The sequence below is a fragment of the Microbacterium thalli genome (genome assembly GCF_028737325.1).
Taxonomy (GTDB): domain Bacteria; phylum Actinomycetota; class Actinomycetes; order Actinomycetales; family Microbacteriaceae; genus Microbacterium; species Microbacterium thalli.
The window spans coordinates 474,296-491,619 of record NZ_JAQZCH010000001.1 but is presented as its reverse complement, the minus strand read 5'-3'; the positions used below and the strand labels follow the sequence as shown (position 1 = coordinate 491,619).

Here is a 17,324-nt window from a genome sequence, read left to right as displayed (position 1 = left end):
TCAGTCGACGAGGTCGTGGCGGACGATCACCGCGTCGCGCGAGGGACCGACGCCGATCACCGAGATGCGCGTGCCGCTCATCTCTTCCAGGGCGAGGACGTAGTCCTGCGCCTCGATCGGCAGGTCGTCGAAGGTCCGCGCCGTCGAGATGTCCTGCTTCCAGCCGGGGAAGTACTCGAGGATCGGCTTGGCGTGGTGGAAGTCCGACTGGTTGACCGGCACCTCGTCGAACCGCTCGCCGTCGACGTCGTAGGCGACGCAGACAGGGATCTGGTCGAGTCCGGTGAGGATGTCGAGCTTGGTGAGCACGAGGTCGGTGATGCCGTTGATGCGCGTCGCGTACCGCGTGATCGGGGCGTCGTACCAGCCGACGCGGCGCGGGCGGCCGGTCGTGGTGCCGAACTCGAACCCGCGCGAGCGCAGGAAGTCGCCGTTCTCGTCGAACAGCTCGGTGGGGAACGGACCCGAGCCCACACGCGTCGTGTAGGCCTTGACGATGCCGACGATGCGGTCGAGACGGTTCGGGCCGACGCCGGAACCGGTGGCCGCGCCGCCCGCCGTCGCCGACGACGAGGTCACGAACGGGTACGTGCCGTGGTCGACGTCGAGCATCGTGGCCTGGCCACCCTCGAAGACGACGACGTCGCCCGCGTCGAGGGCGTCGTTCAGCAGCAGACCGGTGTCGCACACCATCGGGCGCAGGCGCTCGGCGTACGAGAGCAGGTCGTCGACGATCTCGTCGGCGGTGATCGACCGGCGGTTGAAGACCTTCACCAGCAGGTGGTTCTTCTGATCGAGGGCGCCCTCGACCTTCTGCCGCAGGATGTTCTCGTCGAACAGGTCCTGCACGCGGATGCCGACGCGGTTGATCTTGTCGGCGTAGGCCGGACCGATGCCGCGGCCGGTCGTGCCGATCTGCCGCTTGCCGAGGAACCGCTCGCTGACCTTGTCGAGCGTGCGGTGGTACTGCGTGATGAGGTGGGCGTTCGCGCTCACCTTGAGGCGCGAGATGTCGAGGCCGCGCGCCGAGAGCGCTTCGAGCTCGGCGAAGAGGACCTCGAGGTCGACGACGACGCCGTTGCCGATGACGGCGTTGACGCCGGGCGACAGGATGCCGCTGGGCAGCAGGTGCAGGGCGTACTTCTCGTTGCCGATGACGACGGTGTGCCCGGCGTTGTTGCCGCCGTTGAACTTGACGACCCAATCGGTGCGATCACCGAGCAGGTCGGTGGCCTTGCCCTTGCCCTCGTCGCCCCACTGGACGCCGACGATGACGATTCCCGGCATGCGGATCTCCCTTTCTGTCGAGGAGGGATTGCACCCCATCCTATCGATAGGCCTCCGACGCAACCCCCCTGCCGCGGGGCGGGGCGGCGGAGTACATTCTGGGCCGTCCGCATCACCCGACCGAAGAGGAGCCGCATGCGCCTGTCCGCACGGATGCGCGTCGCCGTCGTGACGCTGGTCACCCTGACGTCCCTGTCGCTCGCGGGATGCGGCGCGGCCATCCCCGCCGATCCGTCGGGGACGCTGGATGCCGTCACCGGCGGCACCCTGCGCGCCGGAGTCACTCCGAACGGCCGGCTGATGGACGTCAGCGACGACGAGCCCAGCGGCAGCGAGGCGGATGCGATCCGCGCGTTCGCGGACTCGCTCGATGCGGACGTGGAGTGGACGATCGGGTCGGAGGAAGCGCTCGTGCGCGAGCTCGAGAACGGGGGGCTCGACCTCATCGCGGGCGGGCTGACCGACCAGACGCCGTGGACGAACAAGGCCGGGATGACGCGGCCGTATGCCGAGGTCACGGCACAGGACGGTTCAACGCTCAAGCTCGTCATGCTCGTGCCGCTCGGCGAGAACGCCTTCCTCTCGCGACTCGAGACCTTCCTGTCGGAGCGTGCGAAGGCGGGCGCACTGTGAGCCCGGAACAGGTCACCTTCGGGCGGGCGACGCTGCCCGACCGTCAGGTCGCGGCGCTGCGGCGGGCCGTGCGGCTCGAGTGGCTGACGATCGGCTTCCTCGCCGTCACCGTCCTCCTCGTCTTCCTCGTTCTCGGCAACTCGCAGGCGATGAAGGCCGCGTGGATCGAGGACCTGCTGTCGTTCATCCCGCCGCTGGCGTTCCTCATCGCGATCCGCGTCAACCGGAAGTCGCCGACGCTCCAGCATCCGTACGGCTATCACCGGTCGGTCGGGGTCGGCCATCTCGTCGCCGCCGTCGCGCTGACGACGATGGGCACCTATCTCATCGTCGACTCGGCGATCGGGCTGTTCAGCGGCGAGCACCCCACGATCGGCACGGTCGAGCTGTTCGGGGCGTCGATCTGGCTCGGCTGGCTCATGATCGGCGTCATGGCGCTGACGGCCGTACCGCCGGTGCTGCTCGGGCACGCGAAGATCCGCCTCGCGCGCGAGCTGCACAACAAGGTGCTGTACGCCGACGCCGACATGAACAAGGCCGACTGGATGACGGCCGTCGGCTCGATCGTCGGTGTGACCGGCATCGGCCTGGGCATCTGGTGGCTGGATGCCGCTGCCGCATTGTTCATCGCGTCGAGCATCCTGCGCGACGGCCTGAAGAACCTGCGTGCCGCGATCGTCGACCTCATGGATGCCCGCGCCACGACGTTCGACGACGCGCAGCCGCACCCGCTCGCCGGTCGGGTCGACGCCTATCTCGCCGGCCTGCCATGGGTCTCGTCCGTGGGCAGCCGGGTGCGCGACGAGGGGCACGTCTTCCATATCGAGGCGTTCATCGTCCCGACCGGCGACGACGAGCTGACCCTCGAGCGCCTCGAGGCGGCGCGCGCCGGCTGCGTCGAGCTGGACTGGAAGGTGCAGGACATCGTCCTCGTCCCGGTGACGGAGCTGCCCGAGGTGGTGCCGGTCACCCCGGCGCCGGACGGGTCGCGGTGACGCCATGAGACCGCTGCGGTACGCGATCAACGTGACCCTCGACGGGTGCTGCGACCACGCCGAAGGGCTGCCGCCCGACGAGGAGTCGATGCGGTTCTGGGCCGCGCAGATGGCGGACGCGGACGCGCTGCTGCTCGGCCGGGTGACCTACGAGATGATGGAGTCCGCGTGGCGCCGGCCCGCGACCGGTGCCTGGCCGGAATGGATGGATGCGGGTGAGATCGCCTTCGCCGAGAGCATCGACCGGGCGAAGAAGTACGTCGTGTCGCGCACGCTCGAGACGGTGGACTGGAACGCCGAGCTCGTGCGCGACGATCTGCGCGGGACGGTCGAACGACTCAAGCGCGAGCCCGGCAACGGCCTGTGGGTGGGCGGGGTGGCGCTTCCCACCGCCCTCGCCGAGATGGGCCTGGTCGACGAGTTCGAGTTCCTCGTGCACCCGATCATCGCGGGGCACGGGCCGATGCTGCTCGCGGGGCTGGCGCGGCCGATCACCCTGACGGAGGTCACGCGGACGCCGTTCCGGTCGGGCGCCGTCGCCACCCGCTACCGGGTGGTCTCCCCCGTCTGACCGAAGCGGTCCTGAACGAAGCCCCGTTACGACAGGTGTCGCCGCGTGACGTGCGGCCTTGGTCCGCTCGTCGGCAGCGGTCGACAGTGGGGGCATGTCGCACCGCATCCATCTCGCCGTCGCCCTCGAGCGGGCCGGCTGGCATCCCGCCGCCGGGCGCGCAGCGGGGGTTCGGCCCCGCGATCTCGTCACGCCGAAACCGTGGGCCGATCAGATCCGGGCGCTCGACCGCGCCGGAGTGGTGTTCGCGACGATCGAGGACGCCCTGGCCCTCACCGATCGCTTCGAGGATCCCGACGACCCGACCCCCGGTCGCGTGCGCGGTCGCCTCGACGCGGTGCTGCTCGCCTCGGCGCTCGCGCCGCTGACGCACCGCATCGGCCTCATCCCCACGGTCACGACGACCCATACCGAGCCGTTCCACGTCGCCACCGGCATCCAGACGGTCGACTTCGCCAGCCGGGGCCGCGCCGGCGTGCGTCTCGTCGTCGGCGGGTCGGCGGCGGAGCGCGCGAACTTCGGGCGCCGCGACGAGCTCGACGCCGACGCCGGGTTCCGCGAGGCGGGCGAGGTCGCCGACGCCCTGGGCCGGCTCTGGGACTCGTGGCAGGACGACGCGATCATCCGGGATGCCGCGACCGGGCGCTTCGTCGACGCCGACCGCATCCACAACGTCGACGTCGCGGGCGAGTTCTTCTCGATCACGGGCGCCTCGATCGTTCCGCGCTCCCCGCAGGGCCGCCCGATCGTCGCGGTGCTCGCCCACGAGAGCACGCCCTATCGCCTGGCGGCCGAGCACGCCGATGTCGTGTTCGTCACGCCGCACGGCCCCGCCGCGGCCACCGGCATCCTCGCCGAGCTCGACGGTGCAGCGGCGGAGCTGCGGCGGTCCGCCGAGCGTCTGCGCGTGTTCGCGGATCTCGTCGTGCTGATCGACGACGTTCCCGGACGCGCCCGGGATGCGCTCGCCCGACTCGACGAGTTGGACGGGGGCGCGTTCCGATCGGATGCCGCCGTCGTCGCGGGCACGCCGACCGAGGTCGCCGATCACATCCGCGCCCTGGCCGAGACGGGCGTCGACGGTGTGCGGCTGCGGCCGGCGCGCCAGCCCGACGACGTCGTCGCGATCGCCGACCGCCTCGCGCCGCTGCTGCGCGCCACACGGGTGCTGCGCGACGACGACGCCGCCACCCTGCGCGGCCGGCTCGGGCTGCCGCGTCCGCCGAGCCGCTACGCCGGCAGCCCGGCCCGAGATCACCGCCCCGCTTCGGCACGAGAGAAGGTCGCCCCGTGAGCCGCTCGCCCCGCCAGATCCACCTGGCCGCCCACTTCCCCGGCGTCAACAGCACGACGGTGTGGACCGACGCCGCCTCGGGCAGTCAGATCGACTTCGCCGCCTTCGAGTACTTCGCCCGCACCGCCGAGCGCGGCTTCTTCGACTACGTCTTCCTCGCCGAGGGGCTGCGGCTGCGCGAGCACAAGGGGCGCGTGCAGGAGCTCGACGTGCTGGGCCGCCCGAACACGCTCGCCGTGCTGGCCGCGCTGAGCGCGGTGACCGACCACGTCGGCCTCGTCGGCACGCTCAGCACGACCTTCAACGAGCCGTACGAGCTCGCCCGTCAGCTCGCGACCCTCGACCACCTCTCCGGTGGCCGCGCCGGGTGGAACGCGGTGACCAGCTCGGACGCGTTCCACGGGGCGAACTTCCGGCGCGGCGGCTTCCTCGCCCATGCCGACCGCTACGAGCGGGCGAAGGAGTTCGCGGCGCTGTCGAAGAAGCTCTGGGACTCGTGGGACGAGGACGAGGCACTGCCACGCCGCATCCGTCACGCCGGCGCGCAGTTCGACGTCGACGCACTGTTCGACGTGCCGCGGTCGCCGCAGGGGCGCCCGGTGATCGTGCAGGCCGGCGACTCCGCCGACGGTCGGGACTTCGGGGCGGAGCACGCCGAGGTCATCTTCTCGCTGCACCAGGACTTCGCGGCGGCGCGGGTGTTCTACGACGACGTCAAGGGCCGGCTCGCGGCGTGGGGCCGCGACGAGGACTCGTTGAAGATCCTGCCCGCCGCCACCTTCGTGCTTGGCGACACGGATGCCGAGGCGCGCGAGCGTTCGCGCGAGATCGCGTTGCAGCAGGTGCGCCCCGAGCAGGCCCTCACCTACCTCGAGCAGGTGTGGGGCCGCGACCTCAGCGGCTACGACCCCGACGGGCCGCTGCCCGACGTCGAACCCGACACCGGCGCCGAGACGGCGCGGGGCTGGGCGAACCGACATGCCGCGGTGCAGGCGCGCATCGCGTCGTTGCGCGAGCTGTCGCAGGCCGAAGGGCTGAGCATCCGCGAGCTCGTGATCCGGCTGACCGCGAAGCACACGTTCGTCGGAACGCCCGAGCACATCGCGAGCGAGATCGACCGGTACGTGCAGGAGCGCGCGACCGACGGTTTCACGGTGGTCGGCCACCTCACGCCGCACGGTCTCGACGACTTCGCGACGCGGGTCGTGCCGCTGCTGCAGGAGCGCGGCTCGTACCGGCGCAGCTACGACGAGGGCGCGACGCTGCGCGATCTGCTCGGGCTGCCGGCACCGGCGCGTGCGCTGCTGCCCGACGCCGCGGCGCGGTGACCGGGGCGCGCGCGTGAACGCCCGACGGGTCGTGCTCATCGGCGCCGGCCCGCGGGCCATCATGCTGCTCGAGCGCATCATCGCGCGCTTCGGTGCGGAGGCGGGCGGTGGCGATGCCCGGGATGTCGGTGCGCCACGCTTGCACGTCGAGCTGATCGACCCGCATCCCCCGGGCGGGGGACGCATCTGGCGGCGGGCCCAGTCGCCCTTGCTGAAGCTCAACTCGATGGCGCGGGACGTCACGGTCTTCACCGATGACAGCTGCACGATCGCGGGCCCGATCCGCCCGGGGCCGTCGCTCATCGAATGGGCGGAGCTGTGGCGCGACGGCCGGCTCGGCACCGTCGGGCCCGACGCCGAGATCGACGACGAGGTCGTGGCCGCCGAGGCGCGGGGGCTGCGGGGCGACAGCTTTCCGACCCGCCGCCTGCACAGCCAGTACCTCGCCTGGTTCTTCGCGCGAACGGTGGCGCAGGCACCGCCGGGGGTCACCGTGCGCTGGCGGGCCGACACCGTCGTCGGCGTGCGCGAGCCCGACACCGTCGCGCTGGCGAGCGGGCTGGAGCTGCGCGGCGACGTCATCGTCTACGCGGTCGGACACAACGGACGCGAACCGGATGCCGCGACGGCCGACCTCATCGCGGCGGCGCGGCGTGAGCGGCTGGTCTACGTGCCGCCCGCGTTCACCGCGGACGCCGACCTGTCGGGTCTCACCGCCGGCGACGACGTCATCGTCCGCGGTATGGGCCTCGCGGCGATCGACCTCGTCGTGCTGCTGACGCAGGGACGGGGCGGCCGGTTCACGCGCGACGGCGAGCGCCTGCGCTATGTCGCGTCGGGGCGGGAGCCCCGCCTGCACCTGGGATCGCGGCGCGGCGTCCCCTACCGCTCGAAGGTGTCGTCGGCGATCCAGGGCGCGCCACCGCAGCGCGAGGTGCTGACGGCGGGTCGCATCGCGACGCTGCTCGCCCGGCCGCAGCAGGTCGACTTCGACACCGACATCTGGCCGCTGATCGCCGGCGAGCTGCTGCACGGGCATTACCGCGAGCTGTTCACCGCGCATCCCGATCGCGTCGCCGGCGACTGGCCGGCGTTCCGCGCGGTGCTGCAGGCCCACGCGTGGGACGACCCCGCCCTGCTCGACGCGATCGCGGCTGTCGTGCCGGACCCGCTCGACCGGTTCGACATCGCCTCGCTGGATCGGCCACTGGCGGGCCGGACCTTCTCGAGGGGCGATGACGCGCATCGCGCCGTGTGCGATCACATCGCCACCGACCTGCACCTGCGGACCGCCCCGGAACGCAGCGCCGCGCAAGGCGTCTTCTTCGCGGCACTGCTGTCGTTCCTCGCGCTCGCGGAGATCCCGACGGAGCGGTGGAACGCGCGCTCGCGAGCGGTCTCGCTGCCGGTGCGATGGCACACCTTCTTCAGCTACGTCGCCAGCGGCCCGCCGGCGCATCGGCTCGAGGAGCTGCTGGCGCTGGCCGATGCCGGCGTCGTCCGCTTCCTCGGGCCCGATACGACGGTGGCCGTCGCCCCCGGCCGCGGCTTCGTCGCCGCGAGCCCGCGGGTGCCCGGAGAGACGGTGGCGCGCGCCCTCGTCGACGCGTGGCTGCCCGGCTCGGGGGCCGCTGTCAGCGACAACCCGGCGCTGCGCGACCTGGCGACACGACACGGCGCGGAGCTGCGCGTCGCAGACGCGGACTTCACGGGATCGCTGGGTCGCGTGCACACCGACGACGACGGACGCATCCTGTCGCGCGACGGTGTGCCAGCGGCATCCCTCTTCGCGCTCGGTCCGTTCACCTCGCTGACGGAGGGCGGTGCGTTCACCCGGCCGCACGCGAACGCCCTGTCGCTGCGGCAGACCGACCGCACGGCCGGCGCCGTCCTCGCCGCGATCCCCGCGCTGACGGTCGGGCGGTGAGGGTCAGGCGCTGACGGTCGGGCGGTGAGGGTCAGGCGCTGACGGTCACCAGGACGCGCTGCCAGCCGCTCGAACCGTCGGGGGCGATGGCCGCGCGCTCCTCGACCTGCGTGTCGCCGTTCTTGTTGACCGCGCGGACCTCGACGTAGTGCGTGCCGGCCTCGGCCTGCCACTCGAGCACCCACTGCACCCAGGTGTCGGAGTTGATCGGGGTCGACAGCGTGGCGGCCTGCCAGTCGCCGTCGTCGATGCGCACCTCGACCCGTTCGATGCCGACGGTCTGAGCCCACGCCATACCGGCGACCGCGACGGTGCCAGCCGCGACCGGGGTGCCGGTGCGCGGCGTGTCGATCCGCGACGAGAACTTGATGGGGGCCTCGGCGGCGTAGCCACGCGGCGTCCAGTAGGCCTCGTCGGCCTCGAAGGTCGTGACCTTCAGTTCCGTGACCCACTTCGTCGCCGAGACGTAGCCGTAGAGCCCGGGCACGACCATCCGCACCGGGAAGCCGTGCTCGAGCGGCAGCGGCTCGCCGTTCATGGCCACCGCGAAGATCGCGTCGCGCGACTCGTCGGTCAGCGCATCGAGCGGCGTCGAGGCGGTGTAGCCGTCGACGCTGCGCGAGAGCACCATGTCGGCGCCGGACTTCGGCCCCGCCATGCGCAGGATGTCGCGGATCGGGACGCCCTGCCAGATCGCGTTGCCCACGAGACCGCCGCCGACCTCGTTCGAGACGCACGTGAGGGTGACGGCGTACTCGTCGAGGCCCATGCCGACGAGGTCGTCGAAGCTCAACTCGACGCGCTGGTCGACCATGCCGTCGATGACGAGCCGCCAGGTCGTCGGGTCGACCGACGGCACGGTGAGGGCGGTGTCGACGCGGTAGAAGTCGGCGTTCGGCGTGATGAGCGGTGAAATGCCCTCGACGTCGAGCTCGGCGCCCGCGGGGATGGTGACGGTCGAGCGGGGCTCGGGCAGGCGCAGCTCGCGGCGGAGGGCGTCGATCGACCCGGTCGTGGCGTTGAGCAGGCGCGACCCGATGCCGACGATGACGGCGGCGGCGCCGACGCCGGCCGTGGTCAGGAGGAAGGAGCGGCGTCCGACGCCGCGCTGCGCGGGAGCAGCGGGCGCCACGGCATCCGGTCGTCCGTGCTCCCCAGCCGGCGCCGTGCCGTCGGCCCAGCGACGCAGGCGCGTGATGAGCAGCACCAGCACAGCGGCACCGACGAGGGTCCCGATGACGGGGGGCACGAAAGCGAGCGGGCTGGCTCCGGCGCGGGTGACGATCGCGGCGGTCGACAGCACGCCGGCGAGCGCGATCACGACGAGGCCGAACGGTCGCGCGAAGAACTGCAGGATGCCGGCGATCGCCGCGGCCACGAGCACGGCGAGGCCGAGGCTGCCGAGCAGAACGATCTTGTCGGCGGCGCCGAAGGTCGCGATCGCGAACTCCTTCAGCGGCTGCGGGACGATGTCGATGACGAACGCGCCGACCGCGAGGATCGGGCTGCTCTCCCGGGCGACGATCAGGGCGATGAGCTCGGCGACGGCGAGGAACGCCGCGGCGCTGACGATGCCGGCGAGGGCGCTCCACAGCCACCAGATGCCCCGCTTGCGCGAACGGTCGCGCTTCTCGGGTGCGGTTGTCTTGGCCATTGCTGTCGCCTCTCGATCGGCAGATCACTCCTACCGTGCTTAATGTGTTCGGTGCCGAGGCGGCAACGGATGGAAATCCGCGGTCAGAGGTGCTTCTCGAGACAGTGCGAGAAGGCGTACGCGGTGTAGGGCTCGTAGATCGCGATCGGGGTGTAGCCGAGCTTCTCGTACAGGGCGACGGCATCCTGCTGCCGGTCGCCGGTCTGGAGGATCACCCGGCCCGCCCCGCGCTCACGAGCCAGGCGCTCGAGCTCGTCGAGCAGCGCCCGGCTGGCACCGACGCCGCGAGCGCGTGGGTGCACGTACACGCGCTTGATCTCGAGGTCGCGGATGCCGTCGTGCGCGAGGTCTCGCAGCGCGCCGTGCGCGACCGGTTCGCCGGCGGCATCCATCACGAGCACCGTCGCGACGATGGATGCCGGGTCGACGGCGAACGCGCGGGCCGAGCGTTCCGCTTCGTCGGGGTCGACCTGCTCGAAGCGGTCGGCGTACCGGGGACCGATCTCGCGGTCCATCTCGGTGCGCAGGGCGGCGGCGCGGGGGTCGTCGTAGGCGACGTGCTCGAAGGACCAGGTCGGCCGGGCGGTGGTGGCGGCCGCGGGGGCCGGCGCGGGTGCGGGTGCGACGTCGTAGCCGAAGGCGAGCAGGTCGATGACGCGCCCGGGCTCGACCTCGATGCTGCCCTCGCGTTCGGTGAGGCGGTGGAAGCCGAGCTTGCGGTACAGGGCGTGGGCGCCGGTCATCTCGGGACCGCTGTTCATGACGACCCGGTGCGAGCCGCGCTCGCGGGCGAGGTCGAGCACGTGGCGGGTGAGCGCTTCGCCGATACCGCGTCCGCGGGCCTCGGGCGCGACCGCAAGCTGCCGGAAGTCGGTCTCGCCGGGTCGGGCGACATCGGCGAGCGCGCGGTTCGGGCGCGACACCCAGACGGTACCGAGGAGGGCACCGTCGGGGTCGACCGCCACCCACACGTCGCCGCGGCGGACGCGGGCGGCGACGTCGCTCAGGGAGGAGAGGTAGCCGTCGGACAGGTCGCCGTAGTCGTGGGCGTAAGCCCGCACCGTCACCTCTCCGGCTCGCTCGTACTCTTCGGTGCGAACGAGGCGGATGGTGACGGTCGTCGCGATCGTGGTCACCGTCCGACGCTACCCCTCAGCCGTGGTCGTGGTGCGCGCGGTCAGGACCGCGGGAGTCCCGGCGGGTTGATCTCGCTGGCGTCGATGCCTTCGGTCTCGAGGCCCCAGGTCTGGAGAACCTCGTCGTACTGGCCGCCCTCGATCAGCGCGTTCAGCGCGATGTGGACGGGCTCGATGAGGCCGTTGCCCTTCGCCGTCGCGGCGGCGATGTTCGCCGTCTGCGGCCAGCCGCCCGGCACGAGGCCGACGAGCTTGGTGTCTCCGGTCTCGCGCGCCGACCAGGCCGAGGTGGCGTTGGGGCCGAACGTGGCGTCGACGCGGCCAGACTGCAGCGCGAGGACGGCGGCGGCGTTGTCGTCGTAGTACTGCAGCTCGGCGGGGGCCTTCCCCGCGGCTTCGAGCTCCTCGTTCCAAGCGAGCAGGACCTGCTCCTGGTTGGTGCCCGAGCCGACGACGATCTTCAGCCCCGAGATGTCAGCGGCTTCCTCGATCTTCTCGATGTCGCTGTCGGCCTGGACGGAGAAGCCGAGCAGGTCTTCGCGGTAGCTCGCGAAGTCGTAGAGCTCTTTGCGCTCTTCGGTGACGGTGACGTTCGAGGTGATGAGGTCGTACTTGCCCGACTGGATGCCGAGCGGCCAGTCGGCCCACGCGACGACGACGGGGTTGTACTCGAGGCCGAGTGCTTCGGCGATGAGCGAGCCGATGTTCGGCTCGGTGCCGGCCGCCTCGGTCTCGCCCTCGGGGATGTAGCCCAGCGGCGGCAGGTAGGCCGAGTGGGCGACGGTGAGCTTGCCGTCCTCGACCGGGGTGAAGCCGCTCGCCTCGAGGGCGGCGACGGCTTCGGCGACGGGTTCGTCGAGGTGCACCCACCGGATGTCATCGGTGGTGACGTTCGCCTCGGTCGTGGCCGGCGCGGCGGCCTCGGCCTCGGCGGGTCGGTTCAGGCTGACCGCCGCGACGATGCCGCCGACGATCGCGGCGACGGCCACGACGCCGATGCCGGCGGCGACGCCCTGCTTCTTGCTGATTGCCATGGTGTGGGTCCTTGTCTCGGGTGGAAAGTGGGGTGACGGATGGGAGGGGAGGTCAGGCGAGCACCTTGGCGAGGAACTCCTGGACGCGCGGATGCCGCGGCGCGACGAGCACCTCGCGGGGCGGACCCTGCTCGATGATCCGGCCGCCGTCGAGGAAGACGACGCGGTCGGCGACCTCGCGGGCGAAGCCGATCTCGTGGGTGACGATGATCAGCGTCGTGCCCAGCTGGGCGAGGTCGCGGATGACGTCGAGCACCTCGCCCACCAGTTCGGGGTCGAGCGCGCTCGTGGGCTCGTCGAAGAGGATCACCTTCGGCGTGAGGGCGAGGGCGCGGGCGATCGCGACGCGCTGCTGCTGCCCGCCCGACAACTGCCGGGGATAGTGCCCCGCCTTGTCGGCGAGCCCGACGCGGTGCAGCAGACGGCGCCCGAGGTCGCGAGCATCCTCTTTCGAGAGGCGGCCGAGGGCGATGGGGGCCTCGGTGACGTTCTCGAGCGCGGTCAGGTGCGGGAACAGGTTGAAGTTCTGGAAGACGATCCCGATCTGCGTGCGCCGTGCCAGCACGTCCTTCTCGCGCAGCTCGTACAGCTTGCCGCCGCGCTGCTCGTACCCGATCAGCTCGCCGTCGACGGTTACCGATCCGCGATCGACGGTCTCGAGGTGGTTGATCGTGCGCAGCAGCGTCGACTTGCCCGACCCGCTCGCGCCGAGGATCGCGACGACCTCGCCCGGCTGCACGGTCAGGTCGATGCCGCCGAGCACCTCGATGCCGCCGTAGCTCTTGTGGACGTTGTGGATCTCGACGAGGCCGCGGGTGGCGACATCCGTGGTGGTCATGACTCTCCTCCCGAGGTGAATCGACTGTCGCCGGGGGCTGCGTGGCGCGTCGCCCGGTCGACCGGCGGCGCGTCTGCTCCCGCGAGGGCGGGAGGGGGCGTCGGTTCGTCGCCGAGGCGGGCCCATTGCCGAGCGATCGCGTGCCGGGCCCGCTGCAGCGGAGTGGGCGGCAGCACGCGCACCGACCCGCGGGCGTAGTGGCGCTCGATGTAGTACTGCAGGACGCTGAGGATGGTCGTGATGATCGTGTACCAGACCACCGCGACCAGCAGCAGCGGGATGACGCGGCTGTTGCGGTTGTAGATGACCTGCACCGCGTAGAAGAGCTCGGGGACGGCGATGACGAAGAGGACCGAGGTGCCCTTGACGAGTCCGATGACCTCGTTGGTCGCGTTGGGGATGATCGAGCGCATCGCCTGCGGCAGCACGATGCGGCTGAGGCGGCGACGTGGCGGGATGCCGAGCGCGGCGGCGGCTTCGAGCTGACCCTGATCGACCGACAGCAGCCCGCCGCGGATGATCTCGGCCGAGTACGCCGCCTGGTGCAGGCTCAGCCCGAGCACGCCCGCGGCGAAGGCGCTGATGAGCTGGACCGTGGGGAACTCGACGATCCAGAAGTCCGTCGTGAAGGGAGTGCCGAGTCCGAGCGTCGGGTAGAGGTAGCCGAGGTTGTACCAGACCACCAGTTGCACGACGAGGGGGACGGAGCGGAAGAACCAGATGAAGCTCCAGGCGGCGGCATTCAGCAGCGGTGACTTCGCCAGCCGGGCGAGCGCGAGGAGGGTGCCGAACAGGAAGCCCAGGGTCGCCGAGACCGCGGTGTAGACGAGCGTCAGCCCGAGGCCCTGCAGCACCGGCTCGGACAAGAAGTAGTGCGCGAAGTAGTCCCACTCGTAGTTCTCGTTCGTGACGAGCGACCACAGGAACTGCGCGAGGACGAACACGACGATGGCGGCGATCGCCCACCGGAACCAGTGCTTGGTGCGGACGACCGGGATGTCGCTGAAGTCGACGCGTCGGCTTCCGGTTGGGCCTGCTGCGGTGGGTGCGGGTTCTGCCGGGAGGCTTCGTTCGGCGCGCGGGTCTCGGTCGACGCGCGGGACGGTGTCGGTCATGCGAATCTCCTCGGTCGGTGCGGTGGGATCGGCGGGTGGGTGGTTCCCGGCGATCGCCCGACAGTAAGGGGCATCGGATGCCGCCGTCGCGGCGTCTCCTCACACGCCGACATGAGCGGAGATACGGCGTAACATCGCGCGGCCCGTGGGCCGAGGGGGCCTCGTGAGCCGGGCGTCTGCCGGTGCGGCGTAGCGCGAGCGAGAAGCGCGCCGGGCGGCGGCGAGCGAGAAGCGCGGCCGGGTGGCGGCGAGCGTCGCGGGCGGCAGTGGCTCTGCGCGCATCAGGGCGCTTGAGCTGGCCGACTCTGGCCGGCGACGACGACGACGACGACCGGATGTTCCGGGCCAACCCGAACAGTTGGCCCGGAAGGTCAGAAGGGTGGCGGGTCGTCGAACGGGTCGCCCGTTCCCGCTCCCGGCGGTGGGCCGGGTTCGGGTGTGAAGCAGACGGCGGGGATGGGTACGTCTTCGCGGTAGGTCCGGCCGCTCGGTGAGGTCCATTCGAGGACCCCGCCTCCGAGTTGTGTGACGTTCCAGTTGGTGAATTGCTTCATCGAGTGGTGTCGTTGGCACAGGTGGGCGAGGTTGTAGATGTGGGTGTGCCCGCCGAGGGCGTGGTCGATGGTGTGGTCGAGTTCGCAGCGGATCGCAGCGCGACGGCATCCGGGGAACCGGCAGTGCTGGTCGCGGGCTTGGAGGAGACGTCGCATCGAGGCGGTGGGCCGGTAGGTGTCGGTTTCGACTGGAGTGCGGGTGATCGGGTCGATGAACAGCCGGGCCCACACTGACGTCTGCCCGGCGAGTTCGCGGGCGGTGTCGGCGTCGATGAGTCCGGTGCCGACGGCTTCGGCGGGCCCGGAGTCGGTTCCGGTGAGGGTGTCTGCGGTGACGACGACCTGCACCCGCGCACGGATCGCTCCCAGGGGGCCTGGCGCGTCGGTGCCGTACGTCGGATCCACCGCCGGAGCGCCGCCGAGCACGAGGTCAGCGAGCGCGTCGGCGCGGAGCTGATCCATCGTGCGGGCGTCGGGCTCGGTTGCGTTCCCGGTGCCAGCCCCCGCAGCATCCGTCCGCGCGGTGTCAGCCCCCGCGGCATCCGTTCCCGCTGCTTGGGCGTCCTTCACGGACTGGCCCATCTGCGTGAGCCGGTCGAGCATCCCCGCGGCGATCACGGCGGGCAGTGTCGCGATCAGGTCCGACATCCCGTCCGCCCCCGGGAGCACCCGAACACACCGGCCCGCGGCGGCGTCCCGGTGGCGGTCGGTGAACTCCCGCGGGTGCATCCGCTCCGCCAACGCTCTCAGCGGCTCTCGCACGCGCACCGCGATGTCCCGCTCGCACACGGCGATCGCGGCTTCCTCGAACGCGGGTCGAACCTCCGCCGGCACCACGCTCCCGGCCTTGACGATCACCTCCACGTGATCACGGGTGATCCGCCGGGTCTCCCATGCCGCGAACACCGCCGGGTAGTCGTCGACGATCGTCATCGCGTGGTCGATGTCGTGCTGCAACCGCCGGTCCGACCGACCGGCAAGCCCCGCGGCCTCGGCCGCGACAGACCGCAGCTCCATGTCGGACGCCATGCCCCGCACACCTTCGACGTGTGCGACGCGCAACGCCGACCGCCCCACCTCAGCCAATGCCCGAACGAGCGCGACATCCCCCGTGTGCGCAGCATCCAGCGCCTCGGCGAACGCACCGAGCGCACCGGCGTGGGGACTCAATCCCACCTCGTCGTCGCCGCCCGTCGTTGCCATATGTCTATGATGCCGCACACCTCCGACATCACTTTCGAAGATATGTACCCCTGGGGACAACTCATTGAAACCCGCCGAAGTGCAGGAATCGCATCGGTCACACCGCTCTCACCACCGCCCTCAGGGGATGCGCACCCCGACGAAGTTCGTCGTGCGGCGCAGCTCGAATCCGAGCTTCTCGTAACCGGCGATCGCGTTCACGTTCGAGGCCGCAGCATGCATGAGCGCGAGGCCGCCCCGCTGCTGGATGTGGAACGCGACATCGAGCACGAGGCGCGAGGCGATGCCCTGTCGGCGGTACTCGGGATCGGTCGCGACGGCGCTGATCTCGGTCCAACCGCCGGGCTTCAGCCTTTCACCCGCCATAGCGATGAGGCGGTCTCCCCGGCGGATGCCGATGTACCGGCCGAGCAGATGCGTGCGCGGGCGGAAGGGCCCGGGCCGGTTTCGCTCGACGAGGGCAAGCATGTCGGGCACATCCGCCGCACCCAGGACGACCGCTTCGTCGTCGGGACGCGGGCGCAAACGATCGGTCTCGACGAGCTGCACGCCGGCGCCGCGGAACGTCTCGGACCATCCGGCCGGAAGCTCGGGCTCGGGCGCGCCGGAGCTCAGGCTGATGCTGAACTCGCCGCCGGAGCCCACCACCTGCACGAGGGAGTCCCACACGGCCGGGTCGTCCCAGGTGCGGACCCCGACGAAGCCGGCGACGTCGTCGGGGTAGCGCCGAACGAGGTCGTCGCCGATGGCGAGGTGCGCGTGTGCGCCGGTCAGCGAGTGCCAGGCGGCGTTGTCGCGCACGTCCTCGATCGTCATGGTCATGGGTGGTCCTCTCCGGCAGTCCGCGACGGCTCGCGCGAACATACCCGCACACACAACATCGCCGACGCGGAATCCATGCCCGAAACGACGGCGCCACATTCGTTCATCCGAGGGCACCCGCCGTATCGTGCCCTCGTGAACTCTCGCCCCGCCGCGACGATCTGGTCGCTCCTCCGCCTCGTCACCGCCGTCGCCATCGTCGCCGCGGTCGGCGTGCAGCTGGCCGTGTCAGTGACGCGCACGGTCGAGGCGGGCGGCGACGTCGCTCGCGTGGTGGCGAACTACTTCAGCTTCTTCACGATCCTCTCGAACCTGATCGCCGCCGCCGTCCTGGCGTGGGCGGCCGTCGCGACTCTGATGGACCCGGCGCGGGCACGAGCGTCCCGCGGCCTCTCCACCGCCCTGGCGTGCGCTACGACCTACATGGCGATCACCGGCATCGTCTACAACGCACTGCTGCGCGGCATCACCCTGCCCCAGGGGTCCGAGCCCGTCCCCTGGTCGAACGAGATCATGCACACGATCGCTCCGATCGTCCTGCTTCTCGACCTGCTGGTCGGGCCGAGACGGCGAGCGCTGCCGTGGCGCACGGTCGGCGTCATCCTGTCGTTCCCGCTGTTCTGGATCGCCTACACGCTGATCCGGGGGCCGCTCGTGTCGAACGCGGTGACGGGCGAGCCGTTCTGGTACCCGTACCCGTTCCTCAACGCGAACCTTCCCGGCGGATGGCCCCTGGTCATCGCGTACATCGTCGGGATCGCGATCGTGTTCGTCGCGGTGGGGGCGTTCTGCGTCTGGGTGACGCGGCGCCGCGCGCGCGACCACACCCCGGACGCCGCGCCGATCACCGAATCGCGCGTCGCCTGACGTCGCCGCGTCAAGCAGCGACTCGGGCGGCACCACCCCTCGGTCGCGAGGAGCGGTGCCGCCCGC

Annotated in this window: 15 protein-coding genes; 7 read left to right on the top strand and 8 right to left on the bottom strand. The window is 71.2% G+C overall.

Going from position 1 to position 17,324, the window contains the following annotated elements:
* Positions 1-1,287: an adenylosuccinate synthase gene (locus PUW82_RS02565; protein ID WP_274220774.1), complete on the bottom strand. Its 1,287-nt coding sequence runs from the start codon at positions 1,285-1,287 to the stop codon at positions 1-3.
* A 135-nt stretch (positions 1,288-1,422) separates the two neighbouring features.
* Between PUW82_RS02565 and PUW82_RS02560 the strand changes: the two genes are divergently transcribed.
* The 6 genes from PUW82_RS02560 (at position 1,423) to PUW82_RS02535 (ending at position 8,035) form a co-directional block, all read left to right on the top strand.
* Complete coding sequence (locus PUW82_RS02560) at positions 1,423-1,920, top strand: transporter substrate-binding domain-containing protein (protein ID WP_274220773.1); 498 nt, start codon at positions 1,423-1,425, stop codon at positions 1,918-1,920.
* Complete coding sequence (locus tag PUW82_RS02555) at positions 1,917-2,915, top strand: cation diffusion facilitator family transporter (protein WP_274220772.1); 999 nt, start codon at positions 1,917-1,919, stop codon at positions 2,913-2,915. Before PUW82_RS02560 ends, PUW82_RS02555 begins: the two co-directional genes overlap by 4 nt.
* A 4-nt stretch (positions 2,916-2,919) precedes the next feature.
* On the top strand, positions 2,920-3,486 hold the full coding sequence (locus tag PUW82_RS02550; protein ID WP_274220771.1) for a dihydrofolate reductase family protein: 567 nt from the start codon (positions 2,920-2,922) through the stop codon (positions 3,484-3,486).
* A gap of 94 nt (positions 3,487-3,580) precedes the next feature.
* On the top strand, positions 3,581-4,780 hold the full coding sequence (locus tag PUW82_RS02545; RefSeq protein ID WP_274220770.1) for an LLM class flavin-dependent oxidoreductase: 1,200 nt from the start codon (positions 3,581-3,583) through the stop codon (positions 4,778-4,780).
* Positions 4,777-6,108 (top strand): NtaA/DmoA family FMN-dependent monooxygenase, encoded by a 1,332-nt coding sequence (locus PUW82_RS02540; RefSeq protein WP_274220769.1) that lies wholly within the window; start codon positions 4,777-4,779, stop codon positions 6,106-6,108. The genes PUW82_RS02545 and PUW82_RS02540 overlap by 4 nt, the downstream gene beginning before the upstream one ends.
* A 13-nt stretch (positions 6,109-6,121) precedes the next feature.
* Positions 6,122-8,035, top strand: coding sequence for an FAD/NAD(P)-binding protein (locus PUW82_RS02535; RefSeq protein WP_274220768.1), 1,914 nt, complete (start codon positions 6,122-6,124; stop codon positions 8,033-8,035).
* A 31-nt stretch (positions 8,036-8,066) separates the two neighbouring features.
* Here the strand turns inward: PUW82_RS02535 and PUW82_RS02530 are convergent, their stop codons facing one another.
* From PUW82_RS02530 to PUW82_RS02500, 7 genes are all read right to left on the bottom strand, one after another.
* Positions 8,067-9,689 carry a molybdopterin-dependent oxidoreductase gene (locus tag PUW82_RS02530; protein ID WP_274220767.1) on the bottom strand — a complete coding sequence of 541 codons (1,623 nt, stop codon included), beginning with the start codon at positions 9,687-9,689 and terminating at the stop codon, positions 8,067-8,069.
* Between the two features lie 83 nt (positions 9,690-9,772).
* Positions 9,773-10,825: a GNAT family N-acetyltransferase gene (locus PUW82_RS02525; protein WP_274220766.1), complete on the bottom strand. Its 1,053-nt coding sequence runs from the start codon at positions 10,823-10,825 to the stop codon at positions 9,773-9,775.
* Positions 10,826-10,866: 41 nt separating this feature from the next.
* The gene (locus PUW82_RS02520) at positions 10,867-11,859 is read right to left on the bottom strand and encodes an ABC transporter substrate-binding protein (RefSeq protein WP_274220765.1); all 993 of its coding nucleotides are present in this window, start codon (positions 11,857-11,859) and stop codon (positions 10,867-10,869) included.
* A gap of 52 nt (positions 11,860-11,911) precedes the next feature.
* Positions 11,912-12,697, bottom strand: a complete 786-nt coding sequence (locus PUW82_RS02515; RefSeq protein ID WP_274220764.1) for an amino acid ABC transporter ATP-binding protein — start codon at positions 12,695-12,697, stop codon at positions 11,912-11,914.
* Positions 12,694-13,812, bottom strand: a complete 1,119-nt coding sequence (locus PUW82_RS02510) for an amino acid ABC transporter permease (RefSeq protein WP_274220763.1) — start codon at positions 13,810-13,812, stop codon at positions 12,694-12,696. Before PUW82_RS02510 ends, PUW82_RS02515 begins: the two co-directional genes overlap by 4 nt.
* A 371-nt stretch (positions 13,813-14,183) precedes the next feature.
* Positions 14,184-15,569: an HNH endonuclease gene (locus PUW82_RS02505; protein WP_274220762.1), complete on the bottom strand. Its 1,386-nt coding sequence runs from the start codon at positions 15,567-15,569 to the stop codon at positions 14,184-14,186.
* A gap of 120 nt (positions 15,570-15,689) precedes the next feature.
* Positions 15,690-16,391, bottom strand: coding sequence for a GNAT family N-acetyltransferase (locus tag PUW82_RS02500; protein ID WP_274220761.1), 702 nt, complete (start codon positions 16,389-16,391; stop codon positions 15,690-15,692).
* A 135-nt stretch (positions 16,392-16,526) separates the two neighbouring features.
* Here PUW82_RS02500 and PUW82_RS02495 point away from each other — a divergent pair, with 135 nt between their 5' ends.
* Complete coding sequence (locus PUW82_RS02495; protein ID WP_274220760.1) at positions 16,527-17,258, top strand: Pr6Pr family membrane protein; 732 nt, start codon at positions 16,527-16,529, stop codon at positions 17,256-17,258.
* Positions 17,259-17,324: the final 66 nt, after the last annotated feature.